At 69.7% G+C, this 19,993-nt stretch carries 18 protein-coding genes and 2 pseudogenes; 8 read left to right on the top strand and 12 right to left on the bottom strand.

The window, feature by feature from the left end; genetic code table 11:
• Nucleotides 1-34 precede the first annotated feature (34 nt).
• The 4 genes from fdhA to OO70_RS23590 all read right to left on the bottom strand — a co-directional run bounded on the left by fdhA (nucleotide 35) and on the right by OO70_RS23590 (nucleotide 4,206).
• Nucleotides 35-1,267: a formaldehyde dehydrogenase, glutathione-independent gene (gene fdhA / locus OO70_RS23605; RefSeq protein ID WP_043674997.1), complete on the bottom strand. Its 1,233-nt coding sequence runs from the start codon at nucleotides 1,265-1,267 to the stop codon at nucleotides 35-37.
• A 70-nt stretch (nucleotides 1,268-1,337) separates the two neighbouring features.
• Nucleotides 1,338-2,639 carry an MFS transporter gene (locus OO70_RS23600; RefSeq protein WP_043674994.1) on the bottom strand — a complete coding sequence of 434 codons (1,302 nt, stop codon included), beginning with the start codon at nucleotides 2,637-2,639 and terminating at the stop codon, nucleotides 1,338-1,340.
• Between the two features lie 90 nt (nucleotides 2,640-2,729).
• Entirely contained in the window at nucleotides 2,730-3,284 is a 555-nt protein-coding gene (locus tag OO70_RS23595) for a methylated-DNA--[protein]-cysteine S-methyltransferase (protein WP_043674991.1), read from the bottom strand.
• A gap of 46 nt (nucleotides 3,285-3,330) precedes the next feature.
• Complete coding sequence (locus OO70_RS23590) at nucleotides 3,331-4,206, bottom strand: glycerophosphodiester phosphodiesterase (RefSeq protein ID WP_043674988.1); 876 nt, start codon at nucleotides 4,204-4,206, stop codon at nucleotides 3,331-3,333.
• Between the two features lie 281 nt (nucleotides 4,207-4,487).
• On the opposite strand from OO70_RS23590, the gene OO70_RS23585 reads away from it, so the two are divergent.
• The 7 genes from OO70_RS23585 (at nucleotide 4,488) to OO70_RS23555 (ending at nucleotide 13,160) form a co-directional block, all read left to right on the top strand.
• Nucleotides 4,488-5,351: an MHYT domain-containing protein gene (locus tag OO70_RS23585; protein WP_043674986.1), complete on the top strand. Its 864-nt coding sequence runs from the start codon at nucleotides 4,488-4,490 to the stop codon at nucleotides 5,349-5,351.
• A 40-nt stretch (nucleotides 5,352-5,391) separates the two neighbouring features.
• The gene (uvrB, locus tag OO70_RS23580; RefSeq protein WP_043674983.1) at nucleotides 5,392-7,530 is read left to right on the top strand and encodes an excinuclease ABC subunit UvrB; all 2,139 of its coding nucleotides are present in this window, start codon (nucleotides 5,392-5,394) and stop codon (nucleotides 7,528-7,530) included.
• A 158-nt stretch (nucleotides 7,531-7,688) separates the two neighbouring features.
• Entirely contained in the window at nucleotides 7,689-8,267 is a 579-nt protein-coding gene (locus OO70_RS23575) for a TerD family protein (protein WP_019060481.1), read from the top strand.
• A gap of 48 nt (nucleotides 8,268-8,315) precedes the next feature.
• Complete coding sequence (locus OO70_RS23570; RefSeq protein ID WP_043674980.1) at nucleotides 8,316-10,316, top strand: TerD family protein; 2,001 nt, start codon at nucleotides 8,316-8,318, stop codon at nucleotides 10,314-10,316.
• A 234-nt stretch (nucleotides 10,317-10,550) separates the two neighbouring features.
• Entirely contained in the window at nucleotides 10,551-11,552 is a 1,002-nt protein-coding gene (locus tag OO70_RS23565; RefSeq protein ID WP_106971748.1) for a TerC family protein, read from the top strand.
• Nucleotides 11,553-11,680: 128 nt separating this feature from the next.
• Nucleotides 11,681-11,995 (top strand): DUF1330 domain-containing protein, encoded by a 315-nt coding sequence (locus tag OO70_RS23560; RefSeq protein WP_043675558.1) that lies wholly within the window; start codon nucleotides 11,681-11,683, stop codon nucleotides 11,993-11,995.
• Between the two features lie 61 nt (nucleotides 11,996-12,056).
• Nucleotides 12,057-13,160 carry a calcium:proton antiporter gene (locus OO70_RS23555; RefSeq protein WP_043674978.1) on the top strand — a complete coding sequence of 368 codons (1,104 nt, stop codon included), beginning with the start codon at nucleotides 12,057-12,059 and terminating at the stop codon, nucleotides 13,158-13,160.
• 84 nt (nucleotides 13,161-13,244) lie between these two features.
• Here the strand turns inward: OO70_RS23555 and OO70_RS23550 are convergent, their stop codons facing one another.
• On the bottom strand, nucleotides 13,245-14,516 hold the full coding sequence (locus OO70_RS23550; RefSeq protein ID WP_043674975.1) for an MFS transporter: 1,272 nt from the start codon (nucleotides 14,514-14,516) through the stop codon (nucleotides 13,245-13,247).
• 173 nt (nucleotides 14,517-14,689) lie between these two features.
• Here OO70_RS23550 and aroQ point away from each other — a divergent pair, with 173 nt between their 5' ends.
• Nucleotides 14,690-15,163, top strand: a complete 474-nt coding sequence (gene aroQ, locus OO70_RS23545; protein ID WP_043675555.1) for a type II 3-dehydroquinate dehydratase — start codon at nucleotides 14,690-14,692, stop codon at nucleotides 15,161-15,163.
• A gap of 45 nt (nucleotides 15,164-15,208) precedes the next feature.
• Here aroQ and OO70_RS23540 read toward each other — a convergent pair whose 3' ends face one another.
• From OO70_RS23540 to OO70_RS53870, 7 genes and pseudogenes are all read right to left on the bottom strand, one after another.
• Nucleotides 15,209-15,970 carry an amino acid ABC transporter ATP-binding protein gene (locus OO70_RS23540; RefSeq protein ID WP_043674972.1) on the bottom strand — a complete coding sequence of 254 codons (762 nt, stop codon included), beginning with the start codon at nucleotides 15,968-15,970 and terminating at the stop codon, nucleotides 15,209-15,211.
• Complete coding sequence (locus OO70_RS23535; protein WP_043674969.1) at nucleotides 15,967-16,884, bottom strand: amino acid ABC transporter permease; 918 nt, start codon at nucleotides 16,882-16,884, stop codon at nucleotides 15,967-15,969. The genes OO70_RS23540 and OO70_RS23535 overlap by 4 nt, the downstream gene beginning before the upstream one ends.
• On the bottom strand, nucleotides 16,881-17,765 hold the full coding sequence (locus OO70_RS23530) for an ABC transporter substrate-binding protein (RefSeq protein ID WP_043674967.1): 885 nt from the start codon (nucleotides 17,763-17,765) through the stop codon (nucleotides 16,881-16,883). The genes OO70_RS23535 and OO70_RS23530 overlap by 4 nt, the downstream gene beginning before the upstream one ends.
• 350 nt (nucleotides 17,766-18,115) lie before the next feature.
• Nucleotides 18,116-18,679 carry a hypothetical protein gene (locus OO70_RS23525; RefSeq protein ID WP_043674964.1) on the bottom strand — a complete coding sequence of 188 codons (564 nt, stop codon included), beginning with the start codon at nucleotides 18,677-18,679 and terminating at the stop codon, nucleotides 18,116-18,118.
• A gap of 86 nt (nucleotides 18,680-18,765) precedes the next feature.
• Nucleotides 18,766-19,341, bottom strand: a complete 576-nt coding sequence (locus tag OO70_RS52630; protein WP_078651533.1) for a hypothetical protein — start codon at nucleotides 19,339-19,341, stop codon at nucleotides 18,766-18,768.
• Nucleotides 19,342-19,561: 220 nt separating this feature from the next.
• Nucleotides 19,562-19,681: pseudogene (locus OO70_RS53875) on the bottom strand (MBL fold metallo-hydrolase); the annotation flags it as partial.
• Between the two features lie 149 nt (nucleotides 19,682-19,830).
• Nucleotides 19,831-19,993, bottom strand: a pseudogene (locus OO70_RS53870) (Rv2578c family radical SAM protein); the annotation flags it as partial.

Here is a 19,993-nt window from a genome sequence, read left to right as displayed (position 1 = left end):
GGGCCACGCGTGCGTGGCCCCCACTTTCCGTGCGTCAGACCGGGCTCACGCCCGCCAGCGTCCCGTGCGGATCGAGCACGTACTTGCGGCTGGCGCCCTGGTCGAACTCGGCGTAGCCGCGCGGTGCCTCCTCCAGCGAGATCGGGGTCGCGTTGACCGCCTTGGCGATGTGCACGCGTCCGTGCAGGATCGCCATCATCAGGCTCCGGTGGTACGTCATCACCGGGCACTGACCGGTCGTGAACCGGTGGCTCTTGGCCCAGCCGAGCCCGAGCCGCACCTTCAGGGTGCCGCTCTTCGCGTCCTCGTCGACCCCACCGGGGTCAGCGGTGACATACAGCCCGGGGATGCCCAGGGCACCGCCCGCGCGCGTGACGCCCATCAGCGAGTTGAGGACGGTCGCCGGTGCCTCCGGGGCGTTCGGGCCGTGCGCCCGTGCCTCGAAGCCGACCGCGTCGACCGCCGCGTCCACCTCGGGCTCGCCGACGATCTCGGCGATCTGCTCCCCGATGTCGCCGCGCGAGACGTCGACGGTCTCGCAGCCGAAACTCCTTGCCTGGCCCAGGCGTTCGGCGTTGAGGTCACCGACGATGACGACCGCAGCGCCCAGCAGCTGCGCCGACGCGGCCGCCGCCAGACCGACCGGACCCGCCCCGGCGACGTACACCGTGGACCCGACCCCGGCGCCCGCGGTGACCGCGCCGTGGAAACCGGTCGGGAAGATGTCCGACAGCATGGTCAGATCGAGCAGCTTCTCGCGCGCCTCGTCCCGGTCGGGGAACTTCAGCAGGTTGAAGTCCGCGTACGGGACCAGGGCGTACTCGGCCTGACCGCCGACCCAGCCGCCCATGTCGACATAGCCGTAGGCCGCCCCCGGACGGGCCGGGTTGACGTTCAGGCAGATGCCGGTCTTGCGTTCCTTGCAGTTGCGGCACCGCCCGCAGGCGATGTTGAACGGTACGGAGACGATGTCGCCCACGTCGATGAACTCGACGTCCGGACCCCGTTCGACGACCTCTCCGGTGATCTCGTGTCCGAGGACCAGCCCCTCGGGCGCGGTCGTCCGACCGCGCACCATGTGCTGGTCACTGCCGCAGATGTTGCTGGCGAGCACCTTCAGGATCACCCCGTGCCGGACCTTGCGGCCGACGTTGGCGGGTGCGACTCCCGGCCCGTCCTGCAGTTCAAGCGTCGGGTACTCGATGGTCCTGACTTCCACCGCTCCCGGCTTGAGATACGCGACTGCCCTGTTTCCGCTTCCACTCATGCGTGATCGCCGTCCCTTCGGCTCCGATCCCCCGGATGCCAGTGGCTGTGCGCGCGCATGGCGGAGTCTGCTACCGGCTCGGCCTCCCGGCCACCCTTCGCGGAGCATCGGAAACCGGGCTTTTCCGGGAGCGGGTGACCAACGCCAGCGCGGCCAGGGGTATCAGCAGACAGGCGGCGGCGAGGTTCAGCCAGCCGTAGCTCGCCCGCGCGACAACCAGTCCGGCCACCGCCCCGCCGATCCCCGCCGAGGTGTTCATGGTGAGGTCCGACAGACCCTGCGCGGCGGCCCGCGCAGGCTGCGGCACCGAGTCCGTGAGCAGCGCCGAGCCGGAGACGAGCCCCGCAGACCAGCCCAGGCCCAGCACGAACAGCCCCAGGGCGATCCGACCGTGACTCCCGCCCGCCGTACCGGCGAGGAACGCGGCGCAGGCCAGCAGCCCCACCGCGAGGCCTATCCCGGACAGCCGCCCGACCCGGTCGGACAGCCTCCCCATCAGTGGCGAGAACGCGTACATCCCCGCGATGTGCCCGCTGATCACCAGCCCGACCAGATCGATACTGGCCCCATGGTGACCCAGCTCGACCGGCGTCATCGCCATCACCGACACCATCGCCGTGTGCACCACGGCCACCGTCACCAGCGCGAGCCGAGCCCGCGGCGAGGCGGCCACCGCGGCGAACCCCGCCCGCAGCGACCGCGCGGCCGGCGACCGCTCCTCGACCGGCGCGAGAGCCCGAGCCGTCAACAGTGGATCGGGCCGCAGCAGTACGCCGACCACGACCGCGGCGACCAGGAAGATCCCGCCCGCCCACAGAAAGGGGCCGGCCGCCGCGGGTATCCCGAGCCCCGAGACGCTACGCCCCGCCGGCGCGGCGATGTTGGGTCCCAGGACCGCCCCTATCGTCGTCGCCCACACGACATGGGAGATGGCCCGGGCCCGCTGCTCCGGCTCGGCGAGATCGGCGGCGGCGAACCGGGACTGCAGATTCGCCGAGGAGGCCGCCCCGAACCCGGCCATGCCGCACAGCAGCAGCGGAAAGCTCCCGATGCTCGCCGCGAGCACCACGACACCGGCTCCCAGCGCCCCGACCAGATAGCCGAGGACCAGTCCGGGACGCCGGCCGCGCGCCGTCATCAGCGCCGCGAACGGCATCGACAGCACCGCCGTGCCCGTCACTGTCGCCGTGGGTGCCAGCCCGGACAGCGACTCGGCCCCACTGATCTGCTTGGCCAGTACGGCGGCCAGCGCGATCCCGGTGGCGACCCCGAGCCCGCCCAGGATCTGCGTCGCGATCAGCACACCGGACACCCGGCGCCGCAGCGCGGGCAACCGGTCGGCCTCGACGGCTCGCCCCTCCACTGCGGTCACGGCGCGCACCCGACACCGCCGCGACCGCACGCGTACGTGAAACCGGTCTTCTCCAGCACGGTCTCTCCCCCCGTAGTCCCCTGCCCGAGCTCAGAACAACGGCTCGGGCAGCACCCCCTCCAGAGCCAGCAGCTTCCTCTTCGTCTCCAGGCCGCCCCCGAACCCGCCGATGCCGCCGTCGCTCTCGACGACCCGGTGGCACGGCACGACGACCGGCAGCGGATTGGACCCCATCGCGACGCCCACCGCCTGGGCCGCGCGCGGCTGACCGACGCGCCCGGCCAGATCGCCGTACCCGACGACCGAGCCGTACGGCACACCGGACGCCAGCTCGCGCAGCACCTGCCGGTTGAAGCCGGAGATCAGGGACCAGTCGAGCGGGAGGTCGAAGTCGCGCCGGGTACCGGCGAAGTAGGCCTCGAACTGGCCTATCGCCTCGGCCAGCAGAGGGGAGTCGGGCGCCTCGACCGGCTCGGTGCCCAGCCGGGACGCCAGCCGGTCCAGTGTCCTGTCGCGCACCGCGTCCGTGGCGTGGAACACGACGTTGACCAGGCCGTCCTGTGTCGCGGCCAGCAGCAGTGGACCGATGTCGGTGCCGACGACGGTCCACACCACCTGCTGCTCGTTCTGCCCGTGGCTGTCCATGCCGCCCACCGTACGACCCGGCACTGACAACGCCCCGCGAGCGGCCTCAGAACTCGTTCAGCGCGGAGCGCACCACGTCCGGTTTGTTGGTGATGAGGCCGTCGACGCCGTAGCCGGCGACCGTCCAGGCCGTGGGCGCGTCGTCGACGGTCCAGGCGTACACCTCCATCGGACCGCCGTGCGGGCCGGTGAACCCGTGCACCGCGGAGACGTAACTGGTCGAGATCGAGCCGTACGACGGGTTGATCAGGTCGGCGAAGGCGGCGTACTCGTGCAGGGCCGACACGGGGGGAGTACCGAGGAAGCCGGTCCTGATGCCGGGCTTGAGGTCGTGCACGATCCGGATGCTGTCCGCGCTGAAGCTCTGCACGATCAGCCGGTCGTCGAGGTGCCCCTCGTCCAGCCACCCTTCGTTGCCCAGGAGCTTGAGGGTCTGCTGCTCGATGCCGGGATACAGCTCCGGATTCTTGATCTCCAGGAGCAGGCTCTGGTGGTTGTGTTCCACCTCGCGCATGTACTGCGTGAGCGTCGGCACGCGCGTGCCGGTGTACGCGGCGCCGAACCAGCTCCCCGCGTCGAGGCGGGCGATCTCGGCGGCGGTGAAGTCCTTCACCTTCCAGGGGGCCCGGTCGGGGAACACCTTCGCGACGTCGGTGGTGCGCTTCAGGCTGTCGTCGTGGATGACGACGAGTTCGCCGTCCTTGGTGCGCTGGACGTCGTTCTCGACCCACTGGAAGCCGAGCCGGGCCGCCTTGTCGATGGAGGCCAGGGTGTTCTCGGGGGCGTAGGCGGACGCACCCCGGTGGGCGACGACCGTGGGCCGCTGGGCGACATCGCCCGCCCGGGCGTCGGGGGAGGGGAGCAGAAGGGCGGCGGCCCCCAGGAGCGCGGTGGTCGAGGCGGCAACGGCGCGCAGGTGCATGCGTACTCCTCGCATCGAGCGATCACATACAGCTCAAGAGTGACAGCGGAACGTCACTACCCGTGGGGTACAGGATGGACACAGAATGAATGGAGTTGCCCAAGTCCGCTCACCGGTGCCGCACAACTGGGGCAGGGTCGTGTTTCTTTGCCGGAAAATCGTTCGACCATTCCGGTGGGGGTCATACTCTCTGCGTCGACCCTGACCGTTCCCGCGGTCCCGGGGCTGGGCGGCGCGTTTCAGGAATTCCGGAACGGAACAGGGCGGAAGGGTAACTGCGCATGCAGGGCACGGTCGACGGATTCAGCTACGGACTCGTCACACCGCTGGTGGCCTATCTCATGGCGTGCCTCGGGGGCGCCCTCGGCCTGCGCTGCACCACCAGATCGATGCTCGTCGCCCAGTCCTGGCGCCCGGGGTGGCTCGCCCTCGGATCGGCGGCGATCGGTTCCGGCATATGGACGATGCACTTCATCGCGATGATGGGTTTCTCGGTCCGCCAGACACCCGTCCACTACGACAAACCGATGACCTTCGCGAGCCTCGCCGTCGCCATCGTCATGGTGGGTGTCGGGATCTTCATCGTCGGCTACAGGGGAGCCAAGGGGACGGCGCTGTTCACGGGCGGCACCCTCACCGGCCTGGGCATCGCCTCGATGCACTACCTGGGCATGGCGAGCATGCGCCTCAACGGAAAGCTCGAATACAACACGTTCACCGTCTCCGCGTCCGTCGTCATAGCGGTCGTGGCCGCGATCAGCGCCCTCTGGGCGGCCGGACAGGTCCGCGGGATCCTGTGGAGCGTGGGCGCGAGCCTCGTCATGGGGCTCGCCGTCACCGGCATGCACTACACCGGCATGGCCGCCCTCAGCGTCCACGTCCACGGCACGGCCGCGACCACCGACGGCGTTTCGGCCGCGTCCCTGCTCGCGCCGATGATGATCGGCCCCCTCGCCTTCCTCTGCCTGGCCGGTGTCGTCGTGGTGTTCGACCCGCTGATGGTCATGGGCAAGCCCGACCGGCCCCCCGTCGAGCACAAGCCCGGCGTCCCGGCCGGCGCGCTCGTCCCGCACCCCCGGCGCCCCTCGGCCCGCGCGGACCGTGAGCTCGGACACCGCCGCTCCCGCACCCCGCAGAACCGCTGATCCGACCCCGTTGTCAGTGGCGGGTCGTACGGTTGGTTCCATGCGGCCCGTTTCCCACATCGAACGCACGGTGGCGCCCTTCGAGGTCGTCAGCTCCTACCAGCCCAGCGGCGACCAGCCGGCGGCCATCGCCGAGCTGGCCCGGCGCGTCGAGGCAGGTGAGAAGGACGTCGTCCTCCTGGGCGCGACCGGCACCGGCAAGTCCGCCACCACCGCGTGGATGATCGAGAAGCTCCAGCGCCCCACCCTCGTGATGGCGCCGAACAAGACCCTGGCCGCCCAGCTGGCCAACGAGTTCCGCGAGCTCCTGCCGAACAACGCCGTCGAGTACTTCGTCTCGTACTACGACTACTACCAGCCCGAGGCCTACGTCCCGCAGTCGGACACCTACATCGAGAAGGACTCCTCGGTCAACGAGGAGGTCGAGCGCCTGCGCCACTCCGCGACCAACTCGCTGCTCACCCGCCGCGACGTCATCGTCGTCGCCTCGGTGTCCTGCATCTACGGCCTCGGTACTCCGCAGGAGTACGTGGACCGCATGGTCCCCCTCAAGGTCGGCGACGAGATCGACCGCGACCAGCTGCTGCGCCGCTTCGTGGACATCCAGTACACGCGCAACGACGTGGCATTCTCCCGAGGCACCTTCCGCGTCCGCGGCGACACCATCGAGATCTTCCCGGTCTACGAGGAACTGGCCGTCCGCATCGAGATGTTCGGCGACGAGATCGAGGCCCTCTCCACCCTCCACCCCCTCACCGGCGAGATCATCAGCGAGGACGAGCACCTGTACGTCTTCCCGGCCTCCCACTACATCGCGGGCCCCGAGCGCATGGAGCGGGCCGTCAACGACATCGAGAAGGAACTCGGCGAGCGGCTGGCCGAGATGGAGAAGCAGGGCAAGCTCCTGGAGGCCCAGCGCCTGAGGATGCGCACCACGTACGACCTGGAGATGCTCCGCCAGATCGGCTCCTGCTCCGGCGTCGAGAACTACTCGATGCACTTCGACGGCCGCGAGCCCGGCTCCGCGCCGAACACCCTGATCGACTACTTCCCCGAAGACTTCCTGCTCGTCATCGACGAGTCGCACAACACGGTCCCGCAGATCGGCGCCATGTACGAGGGCGACGCCTCCCGCAAGCGCACCCTCGTCGACCACGGCTTCCGGCTGCCCTCCGCCCTGGACAACCGCCCCCTGAAGTGGGAGGAGTTCCAGAAGCGCATCGGACAGACGGTCTACCTGTCGGCGACTCCCGGCAAGTACGAACTCTCGCGCGCGGACGGCGCCGTCGAGCAGATCATCCGCCCCACCGGCCTCATCGACCCCGAGGTCGTCGTCAAGCCCACCGAGGGCCAGATCGACGACCTGGTGCACGAGATCCGCAAGCGCACCGAGAAGGACGAGCGGGTCCTGGTCACCACCCTCACCAAGAAGATGGCCGAGGACCTCACCGACTACTTCCTCGAACTCGGCATCCAGGTCCGCTACTTGCACAGCGACGTCGACACCCTGCGCCGCATCGAGCTGCTGCGCGAGCTGCGCTCCGGCGAGTTCGACGTCCTGGTCGGCATCAACCTCCTCCGCGAGGGCCTCGACCTGCCCGAGGTGTCCTTGGTCGCCATCCTGGACGCCGACAAGGAGGGCTTCCTGCGCTCCGGCACGTCCCTGATCCAGACCATCGGCCGCGCGGCGCGGAACGTCTCCGGTCAGGTCCACATGTACGCCGACCGGATCACCCCGGCGATGGAGAAGGCCATCGAGGAGACCAACCGCCGTAGGGAGAAGCAGGTCGCGTACAACACGGAGCGCGGCATCGACCCCCAGCCGCTCCGCAAGAAGATCAACGACATCGTCGCGCAGATCGCCCGCGAGGACGTCGACACGGAGCAGCTGCTCGGCTCGGGCTACCGCAAGGCCAAGGACGGCAAGGGCGCCAAGGCCCCCGTGCCCTCACTCGGAGGCAAGGCCGCGAAGGCGTCCAAGTCGGCCAAGGGGAAGGCCAAGGACGGGGTGCCGACCGACCGTCCCGCGGCCGAACTCGCCGAGCAGATCGAGGAGATGACGGCACGCATGCGTGCCGCCGCCGCGGACCTGCAGTTCGAGGTCGCCGCCCGGCTGCGCGACGAGGTCCACGAGATGAAGAAGGAGCTGCGGCAGATGAAGGAGGGCGGTCTGGCCTGATCGCCCGGGTGGACCGCCGGACCTCGGGGTATGCGCTCTGTGTTGCAAGACCGACACAAAGAAGGAACCGGGGTTCGGCACTGTCAGTGCCGCTGCGTAGGGTTCTGGACATCCGCGGATTCCGCGGCAACAGGGGACAGTTCGAGAGGGGAACAGCCGTGACCGTCAACATGACCAAGGGTCAGGCCATCAGTCTGCAGAAGAACGACGGGACCGGCCTGACCGCGGTGCGCATGGGTCTCGGTTGGCAGGCGGCTCCCCGGCGCGGCCTGTTCGGCTCGCGCACCCGGGAGATCGACCTCGACGCGTCCGCCGTGCTCTTCGCGGACAAGCAGCCGGTCGACGTGGTGTTCTTCCGCCACCTGGTGAGCGACGACGGCTCCGTGCGCCACACCGGCGACAATCTCGTCGGCGGTGTCGGCCAGGGCGGGGACGACGAGGCCATCCTCGTCGACCTCGCGCGCGTCCCGGTCCACATCGACCAGATCGTCTTCACCGTGAACTCCTTCACGGGCCAGACCTTCCAGGAAGTGCAGAACGCGTTCTGCCGCCTGGTCGACGAGACCAACGGCCAGGAGCTGGCCCGCTACACACTCGCGGGCGGCGGCCAGTACACGGCCCAGATCATGGCGAAGGTGCACCGCTCCGGCTCGGGCTGGACGCTGACGGCCCTCGGCACACCGACCAACGGCCGCACCTTCCAGGACCTGATGCCGGCGATCCTGCCGCACCTCTAGGGCGGCCCGGCGCACACGACACGACACGGCTGAGCAGGGGGACGAGCGATGGCGGCCGAGCTGGTGCGAGGGCAGAACCACCCGCTCTCCCAGGTGCGTCTGGAGATCCGGGTCGCGGCCGGCAAGCCGGTCGTGGCCGCCGCCACGCTCGGTGACGAGCACGGCAGGATCCACGGCGTCGAGTGGGTGGCCCACCCGGGCACACCCACCCTGCCCGGCCTCGAGGTCTCCAAGCAGGCGGCCGCCGACCACCGCCTCGCGGTGGACCTGGGCGCCATGCCGGAGGCCGTGCACCGCGTCAGCGTGCTGCTCTCCCTGCCCCTCGGCGGCGACGGCCCCGCCCGCTTCGGCGCCGTCGCCGCGCCCTTCGTCGCGGTCACCGGCCTCGACGGCACCGAGGTCGCCAGCTACACGATCACCGGCCTGGACGCCGAATCGGCCGTCGTGGCCCTGGAGTTGTACCGCAGGCAGGGCGCCTGGAAAGTGCGCGCCGTGGGCCAGGGCTACGCGGGCGGCCTGGCCGAACTCCTCACCGACCAGGGCCTGCCTCAGGCCCCGCACCTCGCTGGCAGCATCAACGAAGCGGTGGCCCAGGGCCTGGCCCGCTCCGTGGCGGCACCCCCGCCACGCACCCCGGACGCCGACCGCACCCGCCAGACGGCCACCCCCGCCCTCGGCCCCGACGCGAGCGGCTCCACGACACAGGGCGCCCCCGGCGCCGTAGCACCGCAGCCGCCGACCTCTCCGTACGGTGCACAAGGCGCCGTAACGCCGCCGTCCGGATATCCCGCGGAACCAGCCCCCACCCAGCCCGCCGCCCCCACCACTGGTGTCCCGATCGACTACAGCCACCCGCGTCGGCAGAGCGGGGCGCCCCCGGCGCCCGCGCCGACCGTGCCCCCGGCTCCGCCCGGACAGCCCGCGCAGCCCGTTGCCGGTGACGCGACCGGGTGGTCGATGGAGGAGCGGCTCTACAACCAGGTGTGGGGCATGTTCGAGGACCTGGCGCGCACCATGGCCGCGTATCGCAGCGCGGTCGACTTCGCGGACTCGCGCATGGAGAAGGAGCTCGACCAGGCCCTGTCCGACCCGCGCAGCCGGATCGGCGGCCAGGGGGACGCGGCCCGCGAGGCGGCGCAGGCCAAGCACGCCCAACTCGTCGACCAGGCACGGGCGGCACTCGACCGGGACCTCGCTCAGCTGACCGCCGAGTCCGAGGTGGTCGAGCCCGCGCTGCCACCGGCGTTCGCGGGCTGGGACAACCCCGTATGGCACGGATACCGCGTCCCGATGGAGATCCCCATGGCCCTGCGCCTCGGCGATCTCCATCTCCCGGAGAGCCCCGAGCTGCGCATCCCGATGCTGGTGCGGCTGCCGTTGGAGCGCGGCCTGTGGATCGACAGCGGTGACGAGTCCCTCGACGGCTCGTCCGCGGACTCCCACGAACTGCGGCGCCTCGCGCTGGACACGGCCGTGGCGCACGCGGCCCGGCTGCTCGCCGTCTATCCGGCGGGCGAGTTCGCCGTGCACGTCATCGACCCGGCCGGTTCGGCGGCGCAGGCGCTGGTTCCGCTGGTGCACACCGGCGTGCTCGCGGCGCCGCCCGCCGTGGGTGCCGCGGGGGTGACGGACGTCCTGACCCGGCTCACCCAGCGGGTGGACCTGGTGCAGATGGCCGTGCGCGGCGGCGCCGCCGACTCGCTGCCGCCCGGCCTCGACACGGCCGAGCAACTGCTGATCGTCAACGACTTCCCGCACGGCTTCGACGACCGGGCCGTGACCCAGCTGCGCTATCTCGCCGACGAGGGCCCGTCCGTCGGCGTCCACCTGATGATGGTCGCGGACCGCGAGGACGCGGCGGGCTACGGCCCGTTGCTCGACCCCCTCTGGCGTTCGCTGATGCGACTCACCCCGCTGCCCGACGACCACCTCGCCGACCCCTGGGTCGGACACGCCTGGACGTACGAGCCCGCGCTCGTACCGCCCGGCAGTCAGGTGCTGCGGCAGGTGCTGACCGAGGTTGCGACGGCCCGCACCAAGTACAGGTAAAGCACTCCCACCTGCGTCTTTATCCTTTCTTTGGTAATTACTTTACCTTTCCTTGGTGATTGAGGTAGGCTCTTCCGTACGGAGGGGAGTACTCCCTATCTGCTGCGGCGTACCCGTCAATACGGATCAGGCCAGATCCCGGGGCGTCGGCCCTGGGCGCCCGTCCAAGGTGGAAGAGACCTCCGGTAGCGACGACGCTGACCATTTGCCGTTAATACCGCCGGAGGAGCAGTAGTGGATGTTTCCGTGACCCTGTGGGTCCTGACCATCGTGGGGCTGGCCGCCCTCATCGCCGTCGACTTCTTCATCGGCCGCAAGCCGCATGACGTGTCGATCAAGGAAGCCGGAATCTGGACGGTCGTCTGGATCGCCCTGGCCGGACTCTTCGGACTCGGCCTGCTTCTCTTCGGGGGTGGCCAGGCCGGCGGTGAGTTCTTCGCCGGCTTCATCACCGAGAAGTCCCTGAGTGTCGACAACCTCTTCGTCTTCGTCCTGATCATGGCGAAGTTCGCCGTGCCCTCGCAGTACCAACAGCGGGTGCTGCTCGTCGGCGTCCTCATAGCCCTGGTCCTGCGGGCCATCTTCATCGCCGCCGGCGCGGCCGTCCTGGCCAACTTCGCGTGGGTCTTCTACATCTTCGGCGCCTTCCTCATCTGGACCGCCTGGAAGCTCATCCAGGAGGCCCGGGCCGACGAGGAGGACGAGGAGTTCGAGGAGAACAAGCTGCTCAAGGCCGCCGAGCGCCGCTTCGGCGTGGCCGACCGGTACCACGGCACCAAGCTGTGGATCCAGGAGAACGGCAAGCGGGTCATGACCCCGATGCTGGTCGTGATGCTCGCCATCGGTACGACGGACGTGCTGTTCGCCCTCGACTCGATCCCCGCGATCTTCGGCCTCACCCAGGACCCGTACATCGTGTTCACGGCCAACGCGTTCGCGCTGATGGGCCTGCGCCAGCTGTACTTCCTCATCGGCGGCCTGCTGAGGAAGCTGGTCCACCTCAGCTACGGCCTCTCGGTCATCCTCGGCTTCATCGGCGTCAAGCTCGTGCTGCACGCCCTGCACGAGTCCGGGGTCCATGTCCCGGAGATCTCCATCCCGGTCTCCCTCGGCGTGATCTGCGGGGTCCTGATCGTCACCACGATCACCAGCCTGATGGCCAACAAGAAGACGGCGGCGGCCGAGGCGGCGCAGGCGGGGACCGAAGGCGCTCCGAAGGACAGCATCGACGCCTGACCACGCCGGACGTAGGAACAACGATCACCGGGAGCACCGCACGATGAATTGCCGACCACCGCTCCCGGTGCTTCGTTGGATACCGAGCGCGCCCGGCCAGGGAGCGCCACGGCCGGGTGGAGGCATCCGTGGACACATCGCAGAAGTTCGTCCAGATCGTCGACTTCGAGACCGACCGCTTCGACGAGATGCGGGCGGTGGCCGACGAAGCGGACAAGCGCTTCGCGGGTCGTTCCGGCGGCCCGACGCACCGCCTCGTCCTGCGGGACCGGAACAATCCCGGCCATGTCCTCGTCGTGATCGAGTTCGACTCGTACGAGGACGCCATGCGCAACAGCCAGGACCCCGAGACCGGCAAAATGGCCGAGCAGATGGCCGCGTTGTGTACCAGGCCGCCGTCGTTCACCGACTGCGACGTACTGGACATGACCGAGTTCAAGTAGCGCCGGACGGGCCCCGCAGCGCCGGAGTGCGGGGCCCGTTCGCCTCTGCGAGGATCGCTTCATGATCACTCGGCTCAGGTCGCTCACCACCCGGTGGACGACCTTCGTACCGGTGCTCGCAGCCGTCCTGCTGATCTTCACCTGGGGGCGGAAGGACCTGCCCGGCGTGGTCGTCGCGCTGGTGACCCTCGTCCTCGCCGGCGCCGTGCTCGCCGCGGTGCACCACGCCGAGGTGATCGCCCACCGGGTCGGAGAACCCTTCGGCTCCCTGGTCCTCGCCGTCGCCGTCACGATCATCGAAGTCGCCCTGATCGTCACCCTGATGGCCGACGGCGGCGACAAGAGCTCGACCCTCGCCAGAGACACCGTCTTCGCCGCCGTGATGATCACCTGCAACGGCATCGTCGGCCTGGTTCTCATCGTCGCCTCGCTGCGGCACGGCACGGCGGTCTTCAACCCCGAGGGCACCGGCGCCGCCCTCGCCACGGTGGCGACCCTGGCCACGCTCAGCCTGGTCCTGCCGACCTTCACCACCAGCAAGCCGGGCCCGGAGTTCTCCGGCGCCCAACTCACCTTCGCCGCGCTCTCCTCACTCGCCCTGTACGGCCTCTTCGTGGCCACGCAGACCGTGCGGCACCGCGACTACTTCCTGCCGGTCTCCCGACAGGGCGACGTGATCACCAAGGACCACCACGCGGACGCGCCGTCCGCCCGCACCGCCCTGATCAGCCTGGGCCTGCTGGGCCTCGCGCTGATCGGCGTGGTCGGGCTGGCCAAGGGCGTGTCGCCGACCATCGAGTCCGGTGTCGAGGCGGCCGGGCTGCACCACGCCGTCGTCGGCGTGATCATCGCGCTGCTCGTGCTGCTCCCCGAGACCATCGCCGCCCTGCGCTCCGCCCGCCGCGACCGGGTGCAGACCAGCCTCAACCTCGCGCTCGGCTCGGCGATGGCCAGCATCGGCCTCACCATCCCCGCCGTCGCCCTGGCGTCGATCTGGCTCTCCGGGCCGCTGGTCCTCGGCCTTGGCTCCACGCACATGGTGCTGCTCGCTCTGACGATCGTGGTGAGTTCACTGACGGTGGTGCCGGGACGGGCGACACCGCTCCAGGGCGGAGTCCATCTGGTGCTGTTCGCGGCGTACTTGGAGCTGGCGATCAATCCGTAGCGCGAGGCGTTCCGTAGCGCGAGGCGTTTCCGGACGGGACGTAAACGCTTGCGCAAGCCTTTACGTCCCCTGCCGCGCGAGCCCTCACCCGGCGACCGGCTCCGCGGCCACCACCTCCACCGGGCGGGTCTCCGGCAGCAGCGCGAAGCAGCCCAGGCTGAAGAGTGCGACCCCCGTCAGATAGGCGCCCACGCCCCAGGGGACACGGCCGCTGTGCTCGGCGATTGCCGTCGCCACGATCGGGGTGAGCGCGCCGCCGAGGACCCCGCCGAGGTTGTAGCCCACGGCGGCGCCCGTGCAGCGCACCCGCGGCTCGTACAGCTCGGGCAGATACGCGCCGAGCACGGCGAACATCATCACGAACGCGAGCAGCGCCCCGAGGAATCCGAGGAACATCAGCAGCGGCGTGCCCGTGGCGAGCAGTGAGACCATCGGGAACATCCACAGCGCGGCGGCCGTGCACCCCAGCAGGCACAGCGTCCGCCGTCCGTAGCGGTCGCTCAGCAGCGCCACCAGCGGGGTGAGCGAGCCCTTCACCACCACGGCGGCCATGATGCAGGTCAGCATGACGGTACGGCCGACCCCGAGCCGTTCCGTGCCGTAGGCGAGGGACCAGGTCGTCACCGCGTAGAAGATGGCGTACCCGACCGACAGTGCACCGGCGGTCAGCAGCACCAGTCGCCAGTGCTCGCGTACGACTTCGGCGAGGGGCACGCGCGCGTGGTCGTCGATCTCGAGGAACCGCGGGCTCTCGGCGAGCGACGAACGCAGCCACAGCCCGCCCAGGGCCAGCACCCCGGCCACCCAGAACGGCACCCGCCAGCCCCACTGCGCGAACTGCGCGTCGGTCAGGGTCGCCGACAGCGCCAGCATCACACCGTTGGCCAGCAGGAACCCCACCGCCGGCCCCACCTGCGGAAAGCTCGACCACAACCCGCGCCGCCCGGCGGGCGCGTGCTCGGCGGTCAGCAGCACCGCCCCGCCCCACTCCCCGCCGAGCCCCAGCCCCTGCAGAAAACGCAAGCCCAGAAGGAGCACGGGAGCGGCCACCCCGATCGAGCCGTACGACGGCACGCAGCCGACCGCGACCGTCGAGGCACCGGTCAGCAGCAGCGAGGCGACGAGCACCGGGCGCCGCCCGCGCCGGTCCCCGAAGTGCCCGAACAGCACGGAACCCAGCGGTCGCGCCACGAAGCCCACACCGAACGTCCCGAAGGCGGCCAGCGTCCCCGCCACCGGCGAGAACGTCGGGAAGAACAGGGGACCGAGGACCAGGGCCGCCGCGGTGCCGTAGACGAAGAAGTCGTAGAACTCGATCGCGGTTCCGGCGAGCGAGGCGGCTGCGAGCCGGAGCATGGAAGGTGTTCTTACGGTGTGTACATCGTGCATGCCGCGTCAACTACCCACAGTGAACAACGGTTACGGGGGCGTGCGGAGGTGCGGAGGGGTCGTGATAGACCGGGTCCGAGCAGCGGCCGTCGACCGGCGGTCCCGCCTCGAACGACATGTCCGAACGGACCGGAGGAACCGTGCCCCGCACCCTGGCCAACGCCCCGATCATGATCCTCAACGGCCCCAACCTGAACCTCCTGGGCCAGCGCCAGCCTGAGATCTACGGCTCCGACACGCTCGCCGACGTCGAGGCCCTGTGCGTCAAGGCCGCGGCCGCGCACGGCGGCACGGTGGACTTCCGGCAGTCCAACCACGAGGGCGAACTGGTCGACTGGATCCACGAGGCACGGCTGAACCACTGCGGCATCGTGATCAACCCGGGGGCGTACTCGCACACCTCCGTCGCGATCCTGGATGCCCTCAACACCTGTGACGGGCTACCGGTGTTGGAGGTCCACATCTCCAACATCCACCAGCGCGAGTCGTTCCGGCACCACTCGTACGTCTCGCTGCGCGCCGACGGGGTCATCGCGGGGTGCGGGGTGCAGGGGTACGTGTTCGGTGTCGAGCGAGTCGCCGCGCTGGTGGGGGCGGGGAAGGCCGACGCGTAGGGCCGCCGCGTCAGGCGTAAGCACCGGCCTCCAGGCCTACGCCCCTTACAGGCGGCCCGCCTCCACGATCCGTCGCAGGAAGCGCTGCGTGCGCTCCTGCTGCGGGTCGCCGAAGATCTGCTGGGCGGTGCCGCGCTCCAGGACGACCCCTCCGTCCAGGAAGCAGACCTGGTCGGCGACGTCCCGGGCGAAGCCCATCTCGTGCGTGGCCAGCACCATGGTCATGCCCTCGTCCTTCAAGTCCCGCACCACGGCGAGCACTTCACCGACCAGCTCGGGGTCGAGCGCGGCGGTGATCTCGTCGAAGAGCAGCAGCCGGGGACGTACGGCAAGGGCGCGCACGATAGCGACCCGCTGCTGCTGACCGCCGCTCAGCCGGTCCGGGTAGGCGCCTGCCTTGTCACCGAGCCCGAGCCGCTCCAGCAGCTCACGCGCGTGTGCCTCGGCCTCCGCGCGGGACGCGCCGTGCACCCGGCGCGGGGCGAGGGTGATGTTCTCCAGGACCGTCATGTGCGGGAACAGGTTGTACGCCTGGAACACCACGCCGATACGGCGGCGTATCGCGTCCGGGTCGACGCGCGGGTCGGTGATCTCCTCGCCGTCCAGCCAGATCGCGCCGTCGTCGATGTCCTCCAGGAGGTTCGCGCACCGCAGCAGCGTGGACTTGCCGGAGCCGGAGGCGCCGATCAGCGCCGTCACGGTGTGCGGAGGGACCTCCAGGTCGACGTCCCGCAGGACGACGGACGTACCGAAGGTCTTGCGGACGGACTCCATGCGCAGCACGGGGGAAGTGTTGTCGGTGCTCATGTCGTGCCTCCCTGGGCGCGCTGCCGGTCCATCCTGGCCGTCACCCAGTCCGTGAAGCGGGTCATCGGGATGGTCAGCGCCACGAAGACGAGCCCCGCGACGATGTACGGCGTGTAGTTCAGGGCGCGCTGCGCGATGATGTCCGAGGCCCGTACGGCGTCGATCGCGCCGCCGATCGACACGAGCCCGGTGTCCTTCTGCAGGGACACGAGATCGTTCAACAAGGGCGGCACCTGTCGGCGTACGGCCTGGGGGAGCACCACGTGCCGTAGCGCCTGCCGGTTGGTCAGGCCCAGGGAGCGGGCCGCGGCGCGCTGCGAGGGGTGGATGGACTCGATGCCCGCGCGGAACACCTCGGCGACGTACGCCGAGTACGTCAGCGTCAGGGCCGCACCGCCCAGCCACACGGGGTCGACGGTCACGCCCTGGAGGCGCAGCGCGGGCACTCCGAAGACCACGATCATCAGGTTGATGATGAGCGGCAGCCCGCGGAAGAAGTCCGTGTACGCCGCCGCCAGCACCCGCAGGGGGAAGAACACCGGCCCGCGCAGGGTGCGGGCGATGGCTATCAGCATGCCGAGCACGAGCACCAGGACGCCGCATATCAGCAGCAGCCGGATGTTGAGCCACAGTCCTTCGAGGACCTTGGGGAACGCCTCGCGCGCGTAGTGCCCGTCGAAGAAGGTCTCCTTGGTGCGCTCCCAGCCAGGCGCGCTGACCACGACCACGTACAGGACGACGGCCGTGACCAGGGTCGACACCGCGGCGATCGCGGTCGCGCGACGGGCACGCGCGCGTTTGTGCCGCTCGCGGTCCAGTCGTCGCTGCGAGGGGACGTACGTGTCGCCCCCGCCGGGCATGTCTCCCTTGTCGTCCGCGGCCTCCTGGCCGGAGTCGTCCTTCACCACGGTCACTTGAGGACCGGGGCGTCGACGGCGTCGGACAGCCACTGCTTCTCCAGCGCGGCCAGCGTGCCGTCCTTGCGGAGGGCGTCAACGGCCGACGTCACGCACGACGTGAGGTCGCTGCCCTTGTCGAGGACGAGCCCGAACTGCTCGGGCGTGCCGCCCTGGTTCTCGAACTGGCCGACGATCTTGGCGTTGGTCACCTCGGCCGAGGTGATGTAGAACGCGGTCGGCAGGTCGACGACGATCGCGTCCACCTGGCCGTTCTTGAGCGCGGAGACGGCCTGGTCGTTCTTGGAGAACGCGGCCTCCTGCTGCGTCGGCTTCACCACGTCGCTGATGTAGTTCAGGCTCGTGGTGCCGACCTGGGCGCCCAGCTTGAGGCCCTTGAGGCCCGCGATGGTCGTCGCCTTGGCGGCCTTGCTGCCCTTGAGCGCGATGACGGCCTGACGCACGTCGTAGTAGCCGGACGAGAAGTCGACGGCCTTCTTGCGCTCGGCGCTGATCGACACCTGGTTGATGTCGAAGTCGAAGGTCTTCACGCCGGGCGCGAAGGCCTTGTTGAAGGGGACGCTCTGCCAGACGACGGCGCTCTTGTCGTAGCCGAGCTGCTTCGCCACGGCATACGCCACCGCCGACTCGAAGCCCTTGCCGTTGGCGGGCTTGTCGTCCTCGAACCACGGCTCGTACGCCGGTTCGTCCGTGGCGATCGTCAGTTTGCCGGAGGTCTGGGTGGCCAACTTGCCCTTGGCACAGGTGGTCCCGGTCGACCCAGAGGCCTGGTCGGAGGCCTTGTCCTCCGGCTGCGGAGCGCAGCCGACGGCGGTGGCGAGCAGGGCTATGGTTGCGGCGGCTACCGCGCGGCGCAGTGCGCGAGGGGCAAGGTGCATGGCGGGAGAGTGACAGTCGGACGTCCTGATTGTCCAGGTCACAGCCCCGATTGTCCGCATAGTGGGAACAAGTGTTGCGCTCTTGTGAACAGCCGCTGTGCGGTGCCGATTCCACGGCGTTCGCCGGGGCCGCCGGTCGAGGGCGGGGATCGATGGACCGGCGGCCCATCCGCGCAGGAGCCGTCATCCTGAGCGGGGCTGCTTCCAGTTGACCGCGCAACCATGTGTGCGGGGAGCGCGCGCGGGACACCGGCGTGTGCGAAGGATTCACACGGGGCGCGTGCGCGGAGGCCGCGCGGAGCGCACGCGGAGTGGTTCGCGCCGGGAGTGTGCCCCGCACCTGTGGCGTCTCAACTCCCCTGAACCGAGACGTCCGTGATCTCCACGGACAGCTCCGTGCCTGCCGAGGCAGTACTGATCACGGACGGCGTGTAGTTCAGGTTCGTCCGATCCGACAGTTCAGCCGTCTCGATGACCGGGCCGGACTCGTCGCCGTGGATCTCGTAGGTGATCTCGTACACGGCGTCCGGGTCGATGCCCTCGCTGTCACCCAGAAAGCTCAGGTCTGGCTCGACCGTCACGTTGCAGCCCGCCGACCCGAAGCAGTGCCGACTGGTGGTCTTCAGCCCGATCGTGAAGCTGTCGGCGTCGACCTCGGCGTACGTCGGCTCCGGATCCGGCGTCTCCGTGGGGACGGGGTCCGCGTCATGGGCGGTCGACGTGGCGGCGGTCGGCTTGCTGTCGTCGTTGCCGGACCGCACGACCACGGCCCCCGTGGCCACGACGGCGGCGATGACGGCGACGGCCGAGCCGATGATGACGAGATTGGTGCGCGGCTTCTTGGCCGGTGGCGAGGGCTCGGTCGGTGGCATCGACGGCATTGGTGGCATCGGCGGCACGCCGGTGTCGGTCATGGTTCCCCCAGAGGTAGTCGTTCCGTTCGTGTTCGGGCGCCCGGGGGATGGCCACGCCGTTCCCCGCCCCGCGCCCGTAGCACCGGCTACGACCAGCCCCCGGTGAAGTTACTGCTCAGCTGCGCGTCGCAGATGTTGTAGCCGCCGGACGCGTGGCCCTTCTTGGTCTTCCCGTCCACGGTGACCGAGCAGTTGATGTCCCCGGAGCCCTGGAGCTGCGCGTTCACGTTGTAGTAGATGGCGTCCTTGTCGAGGGTCAGCGTTGCCTCGAACCTGCCGTCCTTGAACGTGCCCTTGCGGGTGTCCGAGTCGGAGCCGTAGCCGATGTCGAGACCGCCGAGGGCACCGGCGGGAGCGGTACCCCACACCTTGAAGACGACCTTGCCGTCGGTGGCGTCCTTCTTGTCGTCGTTCTTGGTGTCGTCCTTCTTTGAGCCGGCGGCGGCCTTGTCGGGGCTCTTGCCGGTGGGCGCCGTGCTCTTCGAGTTGCTGCTACCGCTCCCGATGACGGCGGCGGCGATGACGATGACGACGAACAAGCCGACGATGCCGAGGCAGCCGAGGCCGACGACCTTTCCGACGGAGCGCTTCTTCGGAGGCTGCGGCTGGAACGGGGGCTGTCCGTAGGGCTGTTGTGGCGGGTAGGGCGGCTGATTGTTCATGGGTCCCCCTGAGGTCCTCGCTGATGAATGCGAGATGTGTGACTTGTCAGGGAGACGTGCGGTTGCCGCCTATCGGGGGGATTCACCCGGACGTGTTGAAGGCGGAAGAGGAGAGTTGAATGCGGAAGAGCGGAAGACCTTCGGCCAGGCCCTGCCGTGCTGCTCCGACACGCAAGCGGGGCCGACCCGTTTCAGGTCGGCCCCGGCGAGGTTCAGCGGATCACCAGCCGCGGGCTCGCCACTCCGGGAGCCGGTCGAAGATCTTCGTCTCGACGTCGTGGAGCAGGCTGGCGAACGCCGCGGGGTCCTTGCGGGTGTTGCCCACACCGCCCGGGAACACCAAAGCTGACCGGGCAACACAGCAAATGTGGCCGCCACCTTGCCCCCGCCCGCACAGTGGCGTTTCTGTACACCCGTATCAACGAGGACCCCCGCGACCTGAAGCGCGGTGTCGACCGACAGATGGACGCCCCCCGAGCCAACGCCCTCTCAGATCAGCGAGAGTTGGGTCGGTTCGGTCACGGGCGGATCGACCTGGTCGGCCGGCTCGGGAATCCGGCGCTGGTACCACTTGGGGGCGTACGCGCCCTCGGCGTACAGCCGCTCGTAGCGGCGTACCAGGTGTGGGTGGTGCTGGCCGAGCCAGGCCGTG

The sequence above is a fragment of the Streptomyces xylophagus genome (assembly GCF_000716435.1).
In the GTDB taxonomy this organism is placed as follows: domain Bacteria; phylum Actinomycetota; class Actinomycetes; order Streptomycetales; family Streptomycetaceae; genus Streptomyces; species Streptomyces xylophagus.
This window is presented reverse-complemented; position numbering and strand designations above follow the sequence as displayed.